Genomic DNA, 19924 nt, shown 5'->3' on the forward strand with positions numbered 1-19924 from the left:
GTCACGCAAAACCCGTATCATTGCGCGCTTTACGTACGATAAAAGTGAACGCCATGACTCAAACGTTTATCCCCGGCAAAGACGCCGCTCTGGAAGATTCCATCGCTCGCTTCCAGCAGAAACTGACCGACCTGGGCTTTAACATCGAAGAAGCCTCCTGGCTGAACCCGGTGCCTCACGTCTGGTCCGTGCACATTCGCGACAAAGACTGCGCGCTCTGCTTTACCAACGGTAAAGGTGCGACGAAAAAAGCGGCACTGGCCTCTGCGCTGGGTGAGTATTTTGAGCGTCTGTCCACCAACTATTTCTTCGCTGACTTCTGGCTGGGTGAAACCATCGCCAACGGCCCGTTCGTTCACTATCCGAACGAAAAATGGTTCCCGCTGACCGAAGACGATGAACTGCCGGAAGGCATTCTGGATGGCCGTCTGCGTGCCTTCTACGATCCGGAAAACGAACTGACCGCCAGCATGCTGATCGATCTGCAGTCTGGGAATGAAGAGCGTGGGATCTGCGCCCTGCCGTTCACCCGTCAGTCTGACGAGCAGACCGTCTATATCCCGATGAACATCGTCGGCAACCTGTATGTGTCTAACGGTATGTCCGCCGGTAACACCCGCAATGAAGCGCGCGTGCAGGGTCTCTCTGAAGTCTTCGAGCGTCATATCAAAAACCGCATTATTGCCGAATCCATCAGCCTGCCTGAAATTCCGGCAGACGTGCTGGCGCGCTACCCGGGCGTGGTGGAATCCATCGCCAAACTGGAAGCCGAAGGTTTCCCAATCTTTGCGTATGACGGCTCGCTGGGCGGTAAATATCCGGTTATCTGCGTCGTGCTGTTTAACCCGACTAACGGAACCTGCTTCGCCTCCTTCGGCGCGCACCCTGACTTCGGCGTGGCGCTGGAGCGTACCGTGACCGAGCTGCTGCAGGGCCGTAGCCTGAAAGATCTCGACGTATTCACCCCGCCAACGTTTGACGATGAAGAAGTGGCCGAGCACACCAACCTCGAAACCCACTTCATCGACTCCAGCGGTTTGATCTCCTGGGATATGTTCAAGCAGGACGCGGACTATCCGTTCGTGGACTGGAGCTTTGCCGGTACCACCGAAGAAGAGTTCGCTACATTGATGGCAATCTTCGACGCCGAAGATCAGGAAGTCTACATTGCCGACTACGAACACCTGGGCGTTTACGCGTGCCGCATCATCGTACCTGGCATGTCCGATATCTACCCGGCGGAAGATCTGTGGCTCGCAAACAACAGCATGGGCGCGCACCTGCGTGAAACCCTACTCTCCCTGCCGGGCAGCGAGTGGGAAAAAGAAGATTATCTCAACCTGATAGCCCAGCTGGACGATGAAGGCCACGATGACTTTACCCGCGTGCGCGAGTTGCTGGGTCTGGCGACCGGGAAAGACAACGGCTGGTACACGCTGCGCATCGGTGAACTGAAAGCGATGCTGGCCCTCGCGGGCGGCGATCTGGATCAGGCTCTGGCCTGGACAGAATGGACCATGGAGTTTAACCAGTCGGTCTTCTCCGCCGAGCGCACCAACTATTACCGCTGCCTGCAAACCCTGCTGTTGCTTGCACAGGAAGACGATCGCGAGCCACTGCAGTATCTGAACGCTTTCGTACGTATGTACGGTGCTGAAGCGGTTGAAGCCGCCAGCGCGGCGCTGAGCGGTGAAGAGCCGTTCTACGGTCTGCAGGCGGTTGACAGCGATCTGAAAGCCTTCCCGGCGCATCAGTCTCTGCTGAAAGCCTATGAAAAACTGCAGAAAGCAAAAGCTGCTTACTGGTCAAAATAAGCGCATATAACATTAACGGCAGTAGGCGTATTCAATCGTCTGGGCTATATTACGGGGCAATTTCATTGCCCCGTTTTTTATTCTCTTCGGCAATGATTGTTGATTGTAATAATAAAGTTAAACACGGGTAAATATAATAATATTTGCCTGGGCTTTATTGTTACTTTTTATGGTAAATACTCCATATTAATTAACTGTTTCGAAGGGGGCCGAACGAAAAAATTCAACTCTTTTCATAACTTTTAAAATTTATTTTTATACGGATAATCAAATACTTACTCCGCATTTGTTGTAAAACCATACATACTGCGGGCCTATAAGCCAGGCGAGATATGATCTATATCAATTTCTCTTCTATAATGCTTTGTTAGTATCTCGTCGCCGACTTAATAAAGAGAGAGTTAGTGTGAAAGCTGACAACCCTTTTGATCTTTTACTCCCCGCCGCGATGGCAAAAGTTGCCGAAGAAGCGGGTGTCTATAAAGCAACGAAACACCCGATGAAGACGTTCTATCTGGCGATCACCGCAGGTGTGTTCATCTCTATCGCTTTCGTCTTCTACATCACCGCCACCACCGGTACTGCCGGAATGCCTTTCGGCATGGCCAAACTGATTGGCGGCATTTGCTTCTCACTGGGTCTGATTCTCTGCGTCATTTGCGGCGCCGACCTCTTCACCTCAACGGTGCTGATTGTTGTGGCGAAAGCCAGCGGAAGAATTACCTGGGGTCAACTGGCGCGCAACTGGCTTAACGTCTACGTTGGTAACCTGATTGGCTGTCTGCTCTTTGTTCTGTTGATGTGGCTCTCTGGCGAGTATATGACCGCCAACGGTGGCTGGGGGCTTAATGTCCTGCAAACCGCTGACCACAAAATGCATCACACATTTATCGAAGCCGTTGCTCTCGGCATCCTCGCAAACCTGATGGTCTGCCTGGCGGTCTGGATGAGCTACTCTGGCCGTAGCCTGATGGATAAAGCCATGATTATGGTTCTGCCGGTTGCGATGTTTGTTGCCAGCGGCTTCGAGCACAGTATTGCGAATATGTTCATGATCCCGATGGGGATTGTTATCCGCAACTTTGCAAGCCCGGAGTTCTGGACCGCAGTTGGTTCATCCCCGGAAAGTTTCTCTCACCTGACTATTATGAATTTCATTACTGATAACCTGATCCCCGTCACTATCGGGAACATTATCGGTGGGGGTCTGTTAGTTGGGTTGACATACTGGGTCATTTACCTGCGTGGCGGCGACCATCATTAATGGTTGTCTCAGGCAGTAAATAAAAAATCCACTTAAGAAGGTAGGTGTTACATGTCCGAGCTTAATGAAAAGTTAGCCACAGCCTGGGAAGGTTTTGCGAAAGGTGACTGGCAGAATGAAGTCAACGTCCGTGACTTCATTCAGAAAAACTATACCCCGTATGAAGGTGACGAATCCTTCCTGGCTGGCGCAACTGACGCGACCACCAAGCTGTGGGACAGCGTAATGGAAGGCGTTAAACTGGAAAACCGCACTCACGCGCCAGTTGATTTTGACACTTCCGTTGCATCCACCATCACTTCTCACGATGCTGGCTACATCAACAAAGCCCTTGAGAAAATTGTTGGTCTGCAGACTGAAGCACCACTGAAACGCGCCATCATCCCGTTCGGTGGTATCAAAATGGTTGAAGGTTCCTGCAAAGCGTATAACCGCGAGCTGGACCCAATGCTGAAAAAAATCTTCACCGAATACCGCAAAACCCATAACCAGGGCGTATTCGATGTTTATACCAAAGACATTCTGAACTGCCGTAAATCTGGCGTTCTGACCGGTCTGCCAGATGCCTATGGCCGTGGCCGTATCATCGGTGACTACCGTCGCGTTGCGCTGTACGGTATCGACTTCCTGATGAAAGACAAATACGCGCAGTTCGTTTCCCTGCAGTCTGACCTGGAAAACGGCGTAAACCTGGAAGCGACTATCCGTCTGCGTGAAGAAATTGCTGAACAGCACCGCGCGCTGGGTCAGATCAAAGAGATGGCGGCTAAATACGGCTGCGATATCTCTGGTCCTGCGACCAACGCTCAGGAAGCTATTCAGTGGACCTACTTCGGCTACCTGGCCGCTGTTAAGTCTCAGAACGGTGCAGCAATGTCCTTCGGCCGCGTATCCACCTTCCTGGATGCGTACATCGAACGTGACCTGAAAGCAGGCAAAATCACCGAGCAAGACGCTCAGGAAATGATTGACCACCTGGTCATGAAACTGCGTATGGTTCGCTTCCTGCGTACCCCAGAATATGATGAGCTGTTCTCTGGTGACCCAATCTGGGCAACCGAATCTATCGGCGGTATGGGCGTTGACGGTCGTACGCTGGTTACCAAAAACAGCTTCCGCTTCCTGAACACCCTGTACACCATGGGTCCTTCTCCGGAGCCGAACATCACCGTTCTGTGGTCTGAAAAACTGCCTCTGAACTTCAAAAAATTCGCCGCTAAAGTGTCCATCGACACCTCTTCTCTGCAGTACGAGAACGATGACCTGATGCGTCCGGACTTCAACAACGACGACTACGCTATCGCTTGCTGCGTGAGCCCAATGGTTGTTGGTAAACAAATGCAGTTCTTCGGTGCGCGTGCAAACCTGGCGAAAACCATGCTGTACGCTATCAACGGCGGCGTTGATGAAAAACTGAAAATGCAGGTTGGTCCTAAGTCTGAGCCAATTAAAGGTGACGTGCTGAACTATGACGAAGTCATGGAGCGCATGGACCACTTCATGGACTGGCTGGCTAAGCAGTACGTGACCGCGCTGAACGTTATCCACTACATGCACGACAAGTACAGCTACGAAGCCTCTCTGATGGCGCTGCACGACCGTGACGTTATCCGCACCATGGCGTGTGGTATCGCAGGTCTGTCCGTTGCGGCTGACTCCCTGTCTGCAATCAAATACGCGAAAGTTAAACCAATTCGTGACGAAGACGGCCTGGCCGTAGACTTCGAAATCGAAGGCGAATACCCGCAGTTTGGTAACAACGACGCTCGCGTTGATGACATGGCGGTTGACCTGGTAGAACGTTTCATGAAGAAAATTCAGAAACTCACTACCTACCGTAACGCTATCCCGACTCAGTCTGTTCTGACCATCACCTCTAACGTTGTGTATGGTAAGAAAACCGGTAACACCCCAGACGGTCGTCGTGCTGGCGCGCCATTTGGCCCAGGTGCTAACCCAATGCACGGTCGTGACCAGAAAGGTGCTGTAGCTTCTCTGACCTCCGTTGCTAAACTGCCGTTTGCTTACGCGAAAGATGGTATCTCTTACACCTTCTCTATCGTGCCAAACGCGCTGGGTAAAGACGACGAAGTGCGTAAAACTAACCTCGCGGGTCTGATGGATGGTTACTTCCACCACGAAGCGTCCATCGAAGGTGGTCAGCACCTGAACGTGAACGTAATGAACCGTGAAATGCTGCTCGACGCGATGGAACATCCTGAGAAATATCCTCAGCTGACCATCCGCGTATCTGGCTACGCAGTACGTTTTAACTCCCTGACGAAAGAACAGCAGCAGGACGTTATCACCCGTACTTTCACTCAGTCCATGTAAGTGGAATTGACTGAAATCACGCGTTAAAAAGCGTACAATAAAGGCTCCACGCAAGTGGGGCCTTTTTAACACCCTCGCTTCACCAGTCTCTTTTGTCCGCTATCTATACTTTATGGATAACAGCCAAAACAGACTCGACATAGCCTTTGAGCTGTGCAACTACACAGGCCCCCGGATGGGCCAAATTCGGAGATATCACCGCAATGTCAACTATTGGTCGCATTCACTCCTTTGAATCCTGTGGCACCGTCGATGGCCCGGGGATCCGCTTTATTACCTTTTTCCAGGGCTGCCTGATGCGCTGCCTGTACTGCCATAACCGCGACACCTGGGACACGCACGGCGGTAAAGAAGTCACCGTGGAAGATCTGATGAAAGAGGTGGTGACCTACCGCCACTTTATGAACGCATCCGGCGGTGGCGTGACCGCGTCCGGCGGTGAAGCTATTCTTCAGGCTGAGTTTGTCCGCGACTGGTTCCGCGCCTGCCATAAAGAAGGCATTCATACCTGTCTCGACACCAACGGCTTTGTGCGCCGCTACGATCCGGTCATTGATGAACTGCTCGACGTGACCGATCTGGTGATGCTCGATCTCAAACAGATGAACGATGAGATCCACCAGAATCTGGTTGGCGTTTCTAACCACCGTACGCTGGAGTTTGCCAAATACATCGCCGATAAAGGCATCAAAACCTGGATCCGCTACGTTGTTGTTCCCGGCTGGTCAGATGACGATGACTCCGCGCATCGCCTGGGTGAATTTACCCGCGACATGGGCAACGTCGAGAAAATTGAGCTTCTGCCCTATCACGAGCTGGGTAAACATAAATGGGTGGCGATGGGCGAAGAGTACAAGCTTGATGGCGTGAAGCCGCCGAAAAAAGAGACGATGGAACGCGTGAAAGGTATTCTTGAGCAGTACGGCCACAAGGTCATGTATTAAAGAGAAGGCCCGGTAAGAACCGGGCCTTTTTATATTCTATTTAAAGACGCCGTTAATTACGGAGGTCACAATCGCCGTACTCAGCGCAATTAAGACCAGATCGTCCCCGACCACACGCCATTCATAGCCCGGGTAGGAAGGAAGCTGGCCGAGCATAGAGGCTGGTACGGTCTTCTTCGCAATGCCCGGAGGGAGCGGTTTACCGCGTGCGAGGTTTTTCGCAATCCCCGGAGGCAGAGACTCATAGCCCGTTAAGCCATAATTCAGTGCCAGGTGGCGGGCATGATCGAAGCTCACGCGAGCGTCGACGTCATTACCGACATCTTTGCTGTTTTTGAAGCTCTTATCCGATTTTCCAGGGTTTTCCTTTCCGCTATTTTGCTTATTACCATGGTTACCGGAATTACCAGAATTCCCGTTACCATGATTGCCGCCATTACCTTGTCCGCCACTGTTTCCATGACCACCGCCATTCCCGTTTCCAGGATTAGCCATGACCGGAGCCGTTGCAAACGTTAAAGACAACACTACGGCAAGTGCGGTAGTGGAAAAACGACGTATAGACATGATTGTTGCCTTTTGTGGTAGAACTCATTTGAATTATCGCCAGGCGGGGAAAACAAACAATGCGTAAAAGTCTTATATGTGACAGGGACAAAAAAGCCTGTCATCGACAGGCTTTTATTTAATCAGGCGTGCGCCACAGGGGTTGGATGCTCGCCCGCTTTGCGCAGCAGCATCAGGAGATAAATAAACGACACGCTGGCAATCATGATAAACAGCAAATTGTCGGAATAATTCTGCATAAGCATCGCGGTAAATGTCGGTCCCAGCAGGCTACCGATGGTATAGCTTAATAATAGCGCCTGGTTCATTGCCACGAGCTGGTGATGTTCTACTTTCTCACAGGCCCACGCCATCGCGACCGGGTAAAGCGTGAATCCTGCGGCCCCGAGAATAAACAGTGCAGGCGCCATCGCGGCGTTGCTGAGCATCGCAAGGCATCCCATGATCACCACGAAGACCTGAACGCGCAGCACCAGCAGACGACCAAAACGGTCTGCCAGGCGGCCAATCGGCCATTGCCCCACAATACCCGCACTGACCATCACCGCCATCCAGAAACCAATTCCGGAATCGCTGACGCCCTGATGATTCAGGTAGAGCGGCATCAGGCCATAGAGCGAGCCCAGTACAATTCCCGAAATAATGCATCCGTTTACGCCCAGACGCGCCTGACGGAGTCTCAACATCGGCCAGACGTGGGTCGCTTCCTGATGTTCGCTGTTCTGGTTAACAATGCGCGTAAAGAGCAGCGGCAGGATCGCGGCCAGCACCATGCCGGTTACCCACGGCAGCACGCTCATCAGGTCGGTTGGCAGTTTGCTGACCATCAGTTGACCCAGAACGGTACCGACGTAGTAAACCATCATATAGGCCGCCAGCAGACGTCCGCGGTTGCGGGAGGTACCGCTACACATCAGCGCGCTTTCAACCACCACCCAAATCATCGCGCAGCCGACGCCGGCGATAAAGCGCCATGCCATCCAGCTCCAGAAGCCCACCATCAGACCCAGACCGGCGCACCCGGCAGCGAAAATCAGCGAGGCCAGATAATAGCTGCGATTAAAGCCAAAACGCTTAATCAGGCTACCGGTTAATAATGTGCCCAACAGGTTCCCGGTGAAAAAGGACGAGCTGACCATACCCACCTGCCAGGTCGGTAAGTTTTCATGGGCGAGCCACAGCGGGACGAGCGTGTTTAACACGGCGATCGCCAGGGTCAACAGAAGCAGGCCACAGAGCAACAGGAGCACTGGCCGGGTATAGGTGGTCATGGATTAAAAACCGTGAGGAAGTTCAGATTTCGTGCGCATCATGCCACTGGCAAAAACAAAGTCAATCCACAGATTTAGCCGGCTCGCACAATATGTTCCCTGTCGATTTAAAAAACTTATCCTGCTAATGCAGCGCCTGCTATAGATATTAATTATGTATCTGTTTTTATTTATTAATGACCGAAATTAAAACAAAACGACAGTCGAAAAATTTCATGAATGAAAAAAAGAAAAGCCGGGCGCTATGTCCCGGCTTTTTATAACGAAAAATGAAACTAGCTGGCGATAGCCATACCGACCGTCATATGCAGGCCGTAAAACACACCGCGACCAATTAACTCCCCTGCCAGCACCAGCACAAAAGCCAGTGACAGGAGCGGCAGTGCAGGCTGATAACCTTTAAGCTGAGGGCCGATCCAGCACACCAGCGCAGCTGCCAGCAACACCACGCGCCAGGCCATCAGCGAACCGTAGTCCGGCACCAGCGCAGAAGCCTGCTGGATAGAGCTGTGAATGGTTGCCAGCTCGGCCCCCTGCATCAGGGCGACCATCGCGCTCACCACCAGCGCCAGCAGCGAAACGGCTGGCAGCAGACGCATTGCCCAACCGTTTACCCCCGCCACGCGCAGCAGCAGGTAGCCCAGCAGCGGCCCGCCGATAAACATCGTCAGGAAGAAGCTCATCGGCGTCCAGACGCTGTACCAGGTTGGAACGGTATCGATGGTGTTATAGACGCGCACCATCATCCACACGAACACCACGCCCAGTACCATGGTGACGATCAGCCACAGGCTGCGCAGGCCCGCAGGCAATTTTTTCAACGCAGCCAGCAGCCACCCCAGCCCGCCGACGGCAAAGAAGATTGCCCCGCTGGCAATTTCGTTACTGAGCGACGACGCCCCCACGCGGTTCAGGGAGTTAAACGCGCGCATCGGTGAGCCCAGGTGCAGCGTAGAGGCGATAAATCCAATCCCCATCAGCACCCACAGGCCAAACATGCTCAACACTAAACGCTGCTGCTGTTCGGCATTGAGATTCCCTTTTAACAGCGCCAGCGCCAGAACAATGAAGCCGCCCACTACGCACTGCCCAAAGACCGTGAAGATCATCAGCGGCCATTCATGCCATCCACTTCCCATCTCACACCTCCTTCGGATTTGCCAGGTAGCCGGTGGTGTCACCCGTCGGACGGCTGTTGGCGTTAGGTTTAATGACAATACTCGGCTTCGTGAAGTGCGCGGACGGCAGCGGTGCCACTGCGGCAAGCTGACCGTGTTTCTGACGCAGCTCTTCTATCGGACCAAAATCCAGCGCGCGCAGCGGGCAGGACTCGACGCAGATTGGCTTTTTGCCGTCCGCTACGCGGCTGTGGCAGCCGTCGCACTTGGTCATATGTCCTTTGGCGGCGTTGTACTGCGGCGCGCCGTACGGGCACGCCATATGGCAGTAGCGACAGCCGATGCAGACATCTTCATCCACCACCACAAAACCGTCCTCCCGCTTGTGCATCGCCCCGCTCGGGCACACCTTGGTGCAGGCCGGATCTTCACAGTGGTTACAGGCAATCGACAGGTAATAGGCAAAGACGTTCTGATGCCAGACGCCGTTATCTTCCTGCCAGTCGCCCCCGGCGTATTCGTAAATGCGGCGGAAGCTCACGTCCGGGGTGAGATCTTTATAATCTTTACAGGCCAGCTCGCAGGTTTTGCACCCGGTGCAACGGCTGGAATCAATGAAAAATCCATACTGGGTTGTCATCGGTTACTCCTTAAACCTTTTCAACCTGGACAAGGTTTGTGTGAGACGGGTTGCCTTTCGCCAGCGGCGACGGACGCTGCGTGGTCAGGACGTTAATACTGCCTGCCTGGTCGATGCGGTTGGCATCCGGGCTGTACCAGGCCCCTTCCCCCAGTGCCACTACGCCAGGCATCATGCGCGGTGTCACTTTGGCTTCAATGTGTACCTCGCCGCGACCGTTAAAGATACGCACGCGATCCCCGTTACGGATACCACGTGCTTTGGCATCCATCGGGTTGATCCACATCTCCTGGCGGCAGGCGGCCTTCAGTACGTCAACGTTGCCGTAGGTGGAGTGCACACGCGCCTTATAGTGGAAACCGGTCAGCTGCAGCGGGAATTTCGCCGTCAGCGGATCGTTATAGTTTTCGAACCCCGGCGTGTAGATCGGCAGCGGATCGATAACATCTCCTTCCGGCAGCTCCCAGGTAGACGCGATTTTTGCCAGCGCTTCGGAGTAGATTTCGATTTTGCCCGACGGCGTGGTCAGCGGATTCGCCTGCGGATCTTCACGGAACGCTTTATACGCCACGTGATGCCCTTCCGGGTCACGCTGCTTGTACATGCCCTGCTTGCGGAAGGTGTCGAAGTCCGGCAGATCGGGAATTGCTTTACGAGAGAGCTCGTGCAGATGGCGCATCCACCCTTCCTGAGTACGCCCTTCGGTAAACTGCTGTTCGACGCCCAATCGCTTCGCCAGTTCGGAGGTCATCTCATAGATGGTTTTGCACTCGAAGCGCGGCTTGATGGCCTGGTCGGTAAAGATCACGTAGGACATGTTGCCGCAGGAAGCGTCCAGCGCGAAATCCATCTGCTCAGACGCGGTGCAGTCCGGCAGCAGAATATCGGCATATTTTGCCGAGGAGGTCATGTGGCAGTCGATCACCACAATCATCTCGCACTTCTTGTCGTCCTGCAGAATTTCATGGGTGCGGTTGATTTCCGAGTGCTGGTTGATAAGGCAGTTGCCGGCGTAGTTCCAGATCATCTTGATCGGCACATCCAGCTTGTCTTTGCCCCGAACGCCGTCGCGCAGCGCGGTCATTTCCGGGCCGCGCTCGATCGCGTCAGTCCACATAAACATGGAGATGCTGGTCTGAACCGGGTTATCCAGCGTCGGCATCCGCTCAAACGGCACTTCATAAGAACCTTCGCGCGCGCCGGTGTTACCGCCATGAACGCCGACGTTGCCGGTCAGAATTGAAAGCATGGAGATAGCGCGGGTGGCGATTTCACCATTCGCATGACGCTGCGGTCCCCAGCCCTGGCTGATGTAGGCCGGTTTAGCTGAACCTATCTCACGCGCCAGCTGAACAATGCGCTCGACCGGAATACCGGTGATGGTGGAGGCCCACTCCGGCGTTTTCGCTACGCCGTCGCTGCCCTGGCCGAGAATATATGCCTTGTAGTGACCATTGGCAGGGGCACTGGCTGGCAGCGTTTTCTCGTCATAACCGACGCAGTATTTATCAAGGAACGGCTGATCGACGAGGTTTTCAGTAATCATCACCCACGCCAGCGCGGAAACCAGTGCTGCATCGGTACCGGGACGAATGGGGATCCACTCATCTTCGCGCCCGGCACCGGTGTCGGTATAGCGCGGATCGATAATGATCATGCGGGCATTGGATTTGGCGCGAGCCTGTTCGAGGTAGTACGTCACCCCGCCGCCGCTCATGCGGGTTTCGCCCGGGTTGTTACCGAACAGGACGACCAGCTTACTGTTTTCGATATCGGACGGGCTGTTGCCGTCGGCCCAGCCGCCGTAGGTATAGTTCAGACCTGCGGCAATCTGCGCGGAAGAGTAGTCGCCGTAGTGGTTGAGATAACCGCCGCAGCAGTTCATCAGACGCGCGACCAGCGTTTTACCCGGTGGCCAGGAGCGGGTCAGCGTGCCGCCCAACGTCCCGGTGCCATAGTTCAGATAGATGGACTCGTTGCCGTACTCTTTGATCAGGCGCTGCATGTTGGTGGCGATAATGTCGTAGGCTTCGTCCCAGCTAATGCGCTCAAACTTCCCTTCCCCACGCTTACCGACACGCTTCATTGGGTATTTCAGACGATCCGGGTTGTAGACGCGGCGACGCATGGAGCGACCGCGCAGGCAGGCGCGAACCTGGTGTAACCCTTCGTAGTTATCGTCCCCGGTGTTGTCGGTTTCGACATACTTAATTTCGCCATCCACCACGTGCATACGCAGCGGACAACGGCTACCGCAGTTTACGGTACACGCACTCCACACCACTTTTTCCGGAGCTGCGGCTGCGGATAGTGCGTCCGCCGCCGACGCCAGCCGGGTAAAAGGGAGCGTGAAGGCGCTGCTGGCTACAGCCAGGCCGCCTATTGCCGTGGTTTTCATCAACCCACGGCGAGTGACCTCGGCAGCCATTAACGCTTCAGGCGCTTTGATTTTCATAGAGACTCACTTTGGTTGCTCACAAAGAAAAAAGAGGCGGCACGAACCGCTATATAGTTTTGTAAATAACGAATTACTTCGTTATCAGCGTCTTATGCTGACTTTCATTCGGAGGAGTATTACTACTTTAGAGGGAGGGGGTATTGCGTCGTGTCAATTCAGAGGCATAAAAAAAGCGCCCGAAGGCGCTTTTTTGTTGTGAGGCAAAGAATTAGCCGATGTACTGCTGGCCTTTCATGTATGGACGCAGCACTTCAGGGATCTCGATGCGGCCATCTGCCTGCTGGTAGTTTTCCAGCACGGCAACCAGCGTACGGCCAACAGCCAGACCAGAACCGTTCAGGGTATGCACCAGACGGGTTTTCTTGTCAGATTTGCTGCGGCAGCGTGCCTGCATGCGGCGCGCCTGGAAATCCGAGACGTTAGAGCAGGAGGAGATTTCACGGTAGGTATTCTGTGCAGGCACCCAGACTTCCAGGTCGAAGGTTTTGCAGGCACCAAAGCCCATGTCACCGGTGCACAGCGCCATGCGGCGATACGGCAGGCCCAGCAGCTCCAGCACTTTTTCCGCATGGCCAGTCATCTCTTCCAGCGCGTCCATGGATTCTTCCGGACGGACGATCTGCACCATCTCGACTTTGTCGAACTGGTGCATACGGATCAGACCACGGGTGTCGCGACCGTAAGAACCGGCTTCTGAACGGAAGCACGGAGAGTGTGCCGTCAGCTTGATTGGCAGATCGTCTTCGTCAATGATCTCATCACGCACGAGGTTGGTCAGCGGCACTTCCGCGGTTGGGATCAGCGCATAGTTGCTGCTGTCTGCTTCTTCATCCAGCGGACGGGTATGGAACAGATCGCCGGCAAATTTCGGCAGCTGGCCCGTACCGTACAGCGTATCGTGGTTAACCAGATACGGAACATAGGTTTCGCTGTAGCCGTGCTGCTCGGTGTGCAGATCCAGCATGAACTGCGCCAGGGCACGGTGCAGATGGGCAATTTGACCTTTCATAACTACGAAGCGAGAGCCGGTCAGCTTAACCGCAGCGGCAAAGTCCAGGCCAGCGTGCATTTCGCCCAGCGTCACGTGATCGCGCACTTCGAAGTCAAACTCGCGAGGCGTACCCCAGCGCTTCACTTCAACGTTGTCGTTCTCGTCTTTGCCGACAGGCACGCTGTCGTCAGGAATGTTCGGGATAGCCAGAGCGATGTCACGAATTTCGGCCTGAAGAACGTCCAGCTCCGCTTTCGCCTGATCCAGCTCTTCACCCAGCTTGTTCACTTCCAGGCGTAATGGCTCAATATCTTCCCCGCGCGCTTTCGCCTGGCCAATGGATTTCGATCGAGAGTTACGCTCTGCCTGCAGATTTTCAGTTTGTACCTGCAGTACTTTACGACGCTCTTCAAGAGCGCGCAGCTTATCTACATCCAGCTTAAAGCCCCGGCGTGCCAGTTTTTCAGCGACTGCGTCTGGCTCATTACGCAGCAGATTGGGATCGAGCATGCTTATCCTGTGCTTATCGAATTAAAATAGGAAATGTGACCACAGCCTGCGGTCACAAGGATACAATTGCCAACATTACCGCAACGATTGAACTAACGGTAGCGTTTTATAGGGCTATTTTGATCCTGTCCGGCGAGCCAGGTGAGCTTTTCACCAATCTTGCCTTCAAGACCTCTGTTTGTGGGATGATAATAGCGCGTTTGTGCCATCTCCTGCGGGAAATATTCCTCCCCGGCGGCGTAGGCGTTAGGCTCATCATGGGCGTAGCGATACTCCTGCCCGTAACCCATCTCTTTCATCAGTTTGGTTGGCGCATTGCGCAGATGAACCGGCACATCGTAGTCCGGGCGCTCGCGCGCATCCGACATCGCCGCTTTGAACGCGGTATAGACCGCATTGCTTTTCGGCGCGCAGGCCAGATAGACAATCGCCTGCGCAATGGCGCGTTCGCCTTCCGCCGGGCCTACGCGGGTGAAGCAGTCCCAGGCTGAAAGCGCAACCTGCATGGCGCGTGGATCAGCATTGCCAACATCTTCTGACGCAATCGCCAGACAGCGGCGCGCAACGTATAGCGGATCGCCACCTGCGGTAATGATACGTGCGTACCAGTAGAGCGCCGCATCCGGCGCGCTGCCGCGTACGGACTTATGCAGCGCCGAGATCAGGTCGTAGAAACGGTCGCCTTTATTATCGAAACGCGCGCTGCGCTCGCCGGCAATTTCCGTGAGCAGTTCAGGCTTCAATACGCGCTTGCCCGCATCGTCCACTTCGGCCATATCGGCCATCATTTCGAGCGTGTTCAGCGCGCGGCGCGCATCGCCGTTGACCAGCTCCGCAATCGCACGTCGCGTGTCGTCAGGCAGAACGATATCCTGCCCGCCGTAACCCCGCGCTTTGTCGTCCATAGCCTGCGTCAGAACCTTTTCGATATCTTCCGTGGTCAGGGATTTAAGCAGGTAGACGCGGGCGCGGGACAGCAGGGCCGAGTTGAGTTCAAACGACGGGTTTTCGGTGGTCGCACCAATGAAGAAGATCGTCCCGTCCTCAATGTGCGGCAGGAAAGCATCCTGCTGGCTCTTGTTGAAGCGGTGGACTTCATCGACAAAGAGAATGGTGCGGCGTCCGGCATTACGGTTCTGACGCGCGCGCTCGATCGCCTCGCGGATCTCCTTCACGCCAGACGTTACCGCCGAGATACGCTCAACGTCCGCGTTGGCATAGCGGGCGATCACTTCAGCGAGCGTGGTTTTTCCGGTGCCGGGCGGCCCCCAGAGGATCATGGAGTGCAGATGCCCCGCCTCAATAGCGCGCGGCAAGGGTTTCCCCGCAGCCAGCAGATGCTGCTGACCGATGTACTGCGCTAAATTTTCTGGCCGCATACGGGCGGCCAGAGGTTGAAACGCATTATCTGAAAAATCGAGCGACAGGTTGCTCACTCACGCCTCTTACTTATTGCGTTGGTCGTCCACCGTTACGCCCTGCGGCGGGGTAAAGGTGAATTTCGATGCGTCAACGGCGCCGTTTTGCTGAGACTTAAGCTGGTAGCTGCTGCGCTGATCGTCCTGCTCAACCGCGCCGAACTGATTAATGGTACCGTTGGTGCTGACGTTGATGGTGAACTGCTTCAGATTGCCGTTGCTGCCTTTCGGCGTCAGGACAAATTCATCACCGTTCTGTTTAATGTTGTACTGCTGCCAGTCGCTGGTCTGGTTGCGGGCGATCAGCATAAACGGTGTGTTGCTGGTCGCGTCTTTCAGCCAGGTCGCAGTGGCCTGCTCAACAAACGGGTTGAAGAACCACAGGGTTTTACCGTCAGAAACCAGGATGCTCTCATCCGGCTGGGTCATATGCCAGTTAAACAGATTGGGGCGTTTCACCCACAAATCACCCTGTCCTTCCTGCACCGAATTGCCGCTGCCGTCCGTCACTTTTTGCGTGAAGCTGGCGTGGAAGCTGCTTACTTTATCCAGTCGGCTTTTAAGGTCGCTGGCTGCATCAGCCCAGACGCTGCTGGCTACAAAACTGGTGAGTAATGCACAGGCGATGGCGATTTTTTTCATTGTTATTCCTTAAAATACGTCTTCCCGAAATGGGGTTTCCGTTTCTATTCTGGACCTGCCCGAAGGCAGGCGACAGAAGAATATGCTTAATTTTTGCTGATTTACCCTTCTTTGCAATCGCTGAAGGTTAATCAAACGGCGGCGGAGCCAGCACTTCACGGTTACCGTTGTGCCCCTGCTCGCTCACAATGCCCTGCGCTTCCATCTGCTCGATGATGCGCGCCGCGCGGTTATAGCCGATACGGAATTGACGCTGCACGCCAGAGATGGACGCTTTGCGTTTTTCAGTAACGAAATTAACCGCCTGGTCGAATAACGGATCCAGCTCTTCGCCGCCGTCAAAGCCACCACCGCCGCCTTCGCTTTCGCTGTCGGAGGTAATGCCGTCAACGTACTGCGGACGTCCGCGCGCCTTCCAGTCCTGCACCACGGCGTGTACTTCCTGGTCGCGAACAAACGCGCCGTGTACGCGCACCGGAGAGGTGGAGTTCGGGCCGGAGTACAGCATGTCACCCATTCCCAGCAGCGACTCAGCGCCGCCCTGGTCAAGAATGGTACGGGAGTCGATTTTGCTCGAAACGGTAAACGCAATACGGGTCGGAATATTCGCCTTAATCAGACCGGTGATAACGTCCACGGACGGACGCTGGGTCGCCAGCACCAGGTGAATACCTGCCGCACGCGCTTTCTGTGCCAGACGCGCGATCAGCTCTTCCACTTTCTTCCCGACGGTCATCATCAGGTCGGCGAATTCATCCACCAGCACGACGATATAAGGCAGTTTCTCCAGCACAGGATGCTGGGCATCCATGCTGTCACCCGGCTTCCAGTATGGGTCCGGAATTGGACGACCCATGCGCGCCGCCTCGGCGATCTTCTCGTTATAACCGGCCAGGTTACGCACGCCCAGCGCAGACATCAGCTTGTAGCGACGCTCCATTTCATTGACGCTCCAGCGCAGGGCGTTGGCGGCGTCCTTCATGTCGGTGACCACTTCCGTCAGCAGGTGCGGAATGCCTTCGTAGACCGACAGTTCGAGCATTTTCGGGTCGATCATGATGAAACGCACGTCTTCAGGCTGCGCTTTGTAGAGCATGCTAAGGATCATGGCGTTCACGCCGACCGATTTACCGGAACCGGTGGTACCCGCTACCAGCAGGTGAGGCATTTTCGCGAGGTCTGCCACTACCGGGTCGCCGGCGATATCTTTACCCAACACCACGGTCAGCGGAGATGGGTTATCGCGGAACTTGGTGTTATCCAGCACTTCACGCAGGTAAACGGTCTGACGTTTCTTGTTCGGCAGCTCAAGGCCAACGTACGGTTTACCCGGAATCACTTCCACCACACGTACCGCCACGGTCGACAGAGAACGCGCGAGGTCGCGGGAGAGGTTAGAAATACGCGCGGCTTTGACGCCCGGCGCCAGGTTCAGTTCGAAGCGGGTGATCACCGGACCCGGCGAGTAGTTCACCACATCCGCCTTGATGCGGAAGTCTGCCAGACGGGCTTCCACCAGACGGGCCATCTGCTCCAGGGCAAACGTATCAACCGGCTCGACTTCAGCCGGTGGCGGCGTCAACAAATCCAGCGAAGGCAGCGGCGTGCTCGGACGCTGCAGCGGACGGCTATCACCGTTACGCATCAGCAGTGGGTGAATCAGGCTCTCCTGCGGCTGCGGTGCTGGCTGCTGGTACTGCGGCGGCTGCTGTTGTGGCTGCTGCGGTTGCGCATACGGCTGCTGAACAGGTTGCTGCGGCTGCGCGTAAGTCTGTGCCTGCGGCGCTGGCGGCTGGCGCACAGGCTCTGCTTCAGGCATCACGCTCGGGGTGAACAGTGGCTCGCTCGGGCCATCATCCACCAGATCTTTCATCGGCGAAAACTCGAAATCCGATAATGAGAACGGGTTCGCACCAGCTGGCTGTTCACCTGAGTAACGCTGCTGCTGGGTTGCCGCAAACTGACGCGCTAATTCGGCTTCAGCCGCGTCATCTTCGTCTTCCAGCATCGGTTCATCATGCTGATAGTCTTCACCGTAGCGCTGATTCTGCTGCGCGGCGAACTGGCGCGCCAGCTCGTCCTGCTGCATTTCATCAGCATCATCTTCGTAGTCCGTCCCACGCGCTTTCTCTTCGGCCATCCGCTGGGAAGGCAGCTTGATACCATAGGAGGCAAGCTCACGACGAGTTGGAACGCGGACGCGGTTAGGGCGAGGCAGTTGCGGACCAATTCCCTCTTTCACCTGTGGACGCGGCGCACCGCCCGTTGCCAGGCTAAAGACAGGTGCCGCCGCCGCTGCGGCTGCGGTAGCCTGCTTCACGCTTTCCGCTACGGGGGCAACAGCAGGCGTCGGGTCGACCGGTGGAACCGAAACCGACGGGGCTTTTGGCGCAGGTTCCTGCACCGGTTCAGGCACAGGCTGATACCATGCCGCCAGCTGTTCGCGCTCACGAGCACGGCGTTCTTCAACTTCTTCAAAATAGTACATTGGCGGACGAGACGGTTTCATCTCTTCCACCACCTCAGGTTCAGGCTGAGGCTCGACATAAGGCTGCACAGGTTCAACCGGTTCAGGCACGTACTCCTGATAAGGCTGGGCCACAGGCTGCTCATAGTGCGGCTGTTCATACTCAGGTTGCGGCGGCTGATAAGGCTGCTGCCACTGCTCCTGCTGCACGGGGATGTAGCTCTCTGGTTCCGGCGCGATAACAGGCTCCGGCGTGTGGACACCCGGCGCGGTCTGCCAGGCAACCTGAGGCTGCTGAATAGCGGATTCCGGAGGCGGAACCGGCGCGGATGGCATCACGGCTTCGACAGGCGCGGCATACGCCTGTGATGCTGTCGTTGCGGCTGCGGCCGCGGCAACCGGCGCGGTAACGGTATGGCCGTTAAGCAGCGGATCGTATTCATCGAAATCACCCGGCATCGCCCGGTTGCCGGAGAAAAGCACATCATCAGGATCGACTGTACTACCCGCTGCGCGGTACTCCACCTGCTCGTCTTCATCCATACGCTTACCGGAGAAGAGCGCCGCGTCGGTTTTACGTCCAAGCGGGTTGGCAAATTTTTCAGCAACGCGCTGGCGACGCGCCAGGGCACCGCGCAGAATACGGGCACGACGAGATTCACGACGTTGCACCGGCGCATCGTCTTCCTCTTCGTACTCATCTTCATATTCTTCTTCATCGACCCACGTGTCGTCGCGGCGGGTACGGTTGCTCGCGAAGGTCAGGATCGTAAGAATAAAGCTGCCGATCTTTTCGGCAATGCTCACCCATGACCAGCCGGTAAACAGCGTCAGCCCGGCCGCCCAGATGCAGAGCAGCGCCAGCGTGCCGCCGCTGCTGTGAAGCATCGGCTGTAGCGCAGAGCTCAGCAGGCTGCCAATCACCCCACCGGAGGCGAAGTACCAGATATCATCGGCATTAATCGCCGCCAGCCCGCAGGAGGTGAGGATCAGCGCCAGGGCGCCAATCAGGCGCAGGGAAACTGCAAAATAGTCGATGTAATCATCGTTCTGACGATGACGCCATGCAAACCAGCATCCGCCAATGATTATGACGGGAATGGTGTAGGCCATCACACCGAAAATGAAAAAGAGCGTGTCCGCAAGCCAGGCTCCGGGTACGCCGCCTAAATTATGGATAGGCTCATGCCACGCGGTTTGCGACCAGCTGGGATCGGAGGGGTTGAAACTGAGTAAGGCTGCCATCAGCCAGACGGCAAAAAGGGCAATAACGATCAGCAAAGCCTCGAGGAGACGACGTCCGCTGCTTAGCTTCGATAGTGTGACTTCTTTGTCTTCAGTGTATTCCTGGCTCAAGAAAGGCTCTCCAGGTATCAGGCATATCCTGCCTGTTTGCTAAAACGGACAACAGCGCCGGGGCTCCCCGGCACTGTTGCTGTATGGATTAACAGGAGTGTAATCAAACTACGCTGATTTTGCACCTGTT

General features: G+C 55.3%; 14 protein-coding genes. 5 read left to right on the forward strand and 9 right to left on the reverse strand.

Annotated features, from left to right (window positions below; all coding sequences use genetic code 11):
* Positions 1-53 precede the first annotated feature (53 nt).
* The 4 genes from ycaO (at position 54) to pflA (ending at position 6356) form a co-directional block, all read left to right on the forward strand.
* Positions 54-1814: a 30S ribosomal protein S12 methylthiotransferase accessory factor YcaO gene (gene ycaO / locus A6013_RS03305; RefSeq protein ID WP_049136587.1), complete on the forward strand. Its 1761-nt coding sequence runs from the start codon at positions 54-56 to the stop codon at positions 1812-1814.
* A 406-nt stretch (positions 1815-2220) separates the two neighbouring features.
* The gene (gene focA, locus A6013_RS03310; RefSeq protein WP_028012564.1) at positions 2221-3078 is read left to right on the forward strand and encodes a formate transporter FocA; all 858 of its coding nucleotides are present in this window, start codon (positions 2221-2223) and stop codon (positions 3076-3078) included.
* A 51-nt stretch (positions 3079-3129) separates the two neighbouring features.
* A complete protein-coding gene (gene pflB / locus A6013_RS03315; RefSeq protein ID WP_023338210.1) occupies positions 3130-5412 on the forward strand; it encodes a formate C-acetyltransferase in 2283 nt (760 codons plus the stop codon).
* Between the two features lie 203 nt (positions 5413-5615).
* A complete protein-coding gene (pflA, locus tag A6013_RS03320) occupies positions 5616-6356 on the forward strand; it encodes a pyruvate formate lyase 1-activating protein (protein WP_028012563.1) in 741 nt (246 codons plus the stop codon).
* 36 nt (positions 6357-6392) lie between these two features.
* Here pflA and A6013_RS03325 read toward each other — a convergent pair whose 3' ends face one another.
* Complete coding sequence (locus A6013_RS03325; RefSeq protein WP_269837742.1) at positions 6393-6851, reverse strand: anti-virulence regulator CigR family protein; 459 nt, start codon at positions 6849-6851, stop codon at positions 6393-6395.
* On the opposite strand from A6013_RS03325, the gene A6013_RS27495 reads away from it, so the two are divergent.
* Positions 6850-6990, forward strand: a complete 141-nt coding sequence (locus A6013_RS27495; RefSeq protein ID WP_223824769.1) for a hypothetical protein — start codon at positions 6850-6852, stop codon at positions 6988-6990. The two genes, A6013_RS03325 and A6013_RS27495, sit on opposite strands and share 2 nt — an antisense overlap.
* Positions 6991-7045: 55 nt before the next feature.
* On the opposite strand, the gene A6013_RS03330 is transcribed toward A6013_RS27495, so the two are convergent.
* From A6013_RS03330 to A6013_RS03365, 8 genes are all read right to left on the reverse strand, one after another.
* Complete coding sequence (locus A6013_RS03330) at positions 7046-8194, reverse strand: MFS transporter (protein ID WP_045261768.1); 1149 nt, start codon at positions 8192-8194, stop codon at positions 7046-7048.
* Positions 8195-8469: 275 nt separating this feature from the next.
* A complete protein-coding gene (locus A6013_RS03335; protein WP_028012560.1) occupies positions 8470-9333 on the reverse strand; it encodes a dimethyl sulfoxide reductase anchor subunit family protein in 864 nt (287 codons plus the stop codon).
* 1 nt (position 9334) lies between these two features.
* A complete protein-coding gene (locus A6013_RS03340; protein WP_014883208.1) occupies positions 9335-9952 on the reverse strand; it encodes a DMSO/selenate family reductase complex B subunit in 618 nt (205 codons plus the stop codon).
* 10 nt (positions 9953-9962) lie between these two features.
* The gene (dmsA, locus tag A6013_RS03345; protein ID WP_028012559.1) at positions 9963-12407 is read right to left on the reverse strand and encodes a dimethylsulfoxide reductase subunit A; all 2445 of its coding nucleotides are present in this window, start codon (positions 12405-12407) and stop codon (positions 9963-9965) included.
* Between the two features lie 211 nt (positions 12408-12618).
* Positions 12619-13911: a serine--tRNA ligase gene (serS, locus tag A6013_RS03350; RefSeq protein ID WP_069732547.1), complete on the reverse strand. Its 1293-nt coding sequence runs from the start codon at positions 13909-13911 to the stop codon at positions 12619-12621.
* A 92-nt stretch (positions 13912-14003) separates the two neighbouring features.
* Complete coding sequence (rarA, locus tag A6013_RS03355; protein ID WP_028012558.1) at positions 14004-15347, reverse strand: replication-associated recombination protein RarA; 1344 nt, start codon at positions 15345-15347, stop codon at positions 14004-14006.
* A 9-nt stretch (positions 15348-15356) separates the two neighbouring features.
* Positions 15357-15971: an outer membrane lipoprotein chaperone LolA gene (gene lolA / locus A6013_RS03360; RefSeq protein WP_069732548.1), complete on the reverse strand. Its 615-nt coding sequence runs from the start codon at positions 15969-15971 to the stop codon at positions 15357-15359.
* A gap of 127 nt (positions 15972-16098) precedes the next feature.
* Positions 16099-19794 (reverse strand): DNA translocase FtsK 4TM domain-containing protein, encoded by a 3696-nt coding sequence (locus A6013_RS03365; RefSeq protein ID WP_069732549.1) that lies wholly within the window; start codon positions 19792-19794, stop codon positions 16099-16101.
* Positions 19795-19924: the final 130 nt, after the last annotated feature.

The sequence above is a fragment of the Enterobacter sp. IF2SW-B1 genome (assembly GCF_001743375.1).
GTDB classification, from domain to species: Bacteria; Pseudomonadota; Gammaproteobacteria; order Enterobacterales; family Enterobacteriaceae; genus Enterobacter; species Enterobacter bugandensis.

What these genes read in the sequence shown, in the direction of transcription:
- ycaO (WP_049136587.1), top strand. Translation starts at nt 54, where the DNA reads ATGACTCAAACGTTTATCCCCGGCAAAGACGCCGCTCTGGAAGATTCC.
- pflB (WP_023338210.1), top strand. Translation starts at nt 3,130, where the DNA reads ATGTCCGAGCTTAATGAAAAGTTAGCCACAGCCTGGGAAGGTTTTGCG.
- pflA (WP_028012563.1), top strand. Translation starts at nt 5,616, where the DNA reads ATGTCAACTATTGGTCGCATTCACTCCTTTGAATCCTGTGGCACCGTC.
- A6013_RS27495 (WP_223824769.1), top strand. Translation starts at nt 6,850, where the DNA reads ATGACCGGAGCCGTTGCAAACGTTAAAGACAACACTACGGCAAGTGCG.
- A6013_RS03325 (WP_269837742.1), bottom strand. Translation starts at nt 6,851, where the DNA reads ATGGCTAATCCTGGAAACGGGAATGGCGGTGGTCATGGAAACAGTGGC.
- A6013_RS03330 (WP_045261768.1), bottom strand. Translation starts at nt 8,194, where the DNA reads ATGACCACCTATACCCGGCCAGTGCTCCTGTTGCTCTGTGGCCTGCTT.
- A6013_RS03335 (WP_028012560.1), bottom strand. Translation starts at nt 9,333, where the DNA reads ATGGGAAGTGGATGGCATGAATGGCCGCTGATGATCTTCACGGTCTTT.
- A6013_RS03340 (WP_014883208.1), bottom strand. Translation starts at nt 9,952, where the DNA reads ATGACAACCCAGTATGGATTTTTCATTGATTCCAGCCGTTGCACCGGG.
- dmsA (WP_028012559.1), bottom strand. Translation starts at nt 12,407, where the DNA reads ATGAAAATCAAAGCGCCTGAAGCGTTAATGGCTGCCGAGGTCACTCGC.
- serS (WP_069732547.1), bottom strand. Translation starts at nt 13,911, where the DNA reads ATGCTCGATCCCAATCTGCTGCGTAATGAGCCAGACGCAGTCGCTGAA.
- lolA (WP_069732548.1), bottom strand. Translation starts at nt 15,971, where the DNA reads ATGAAAAAAATCGCCATCGCCTGTGCATTACTCACCAGTTTTGTAGCC.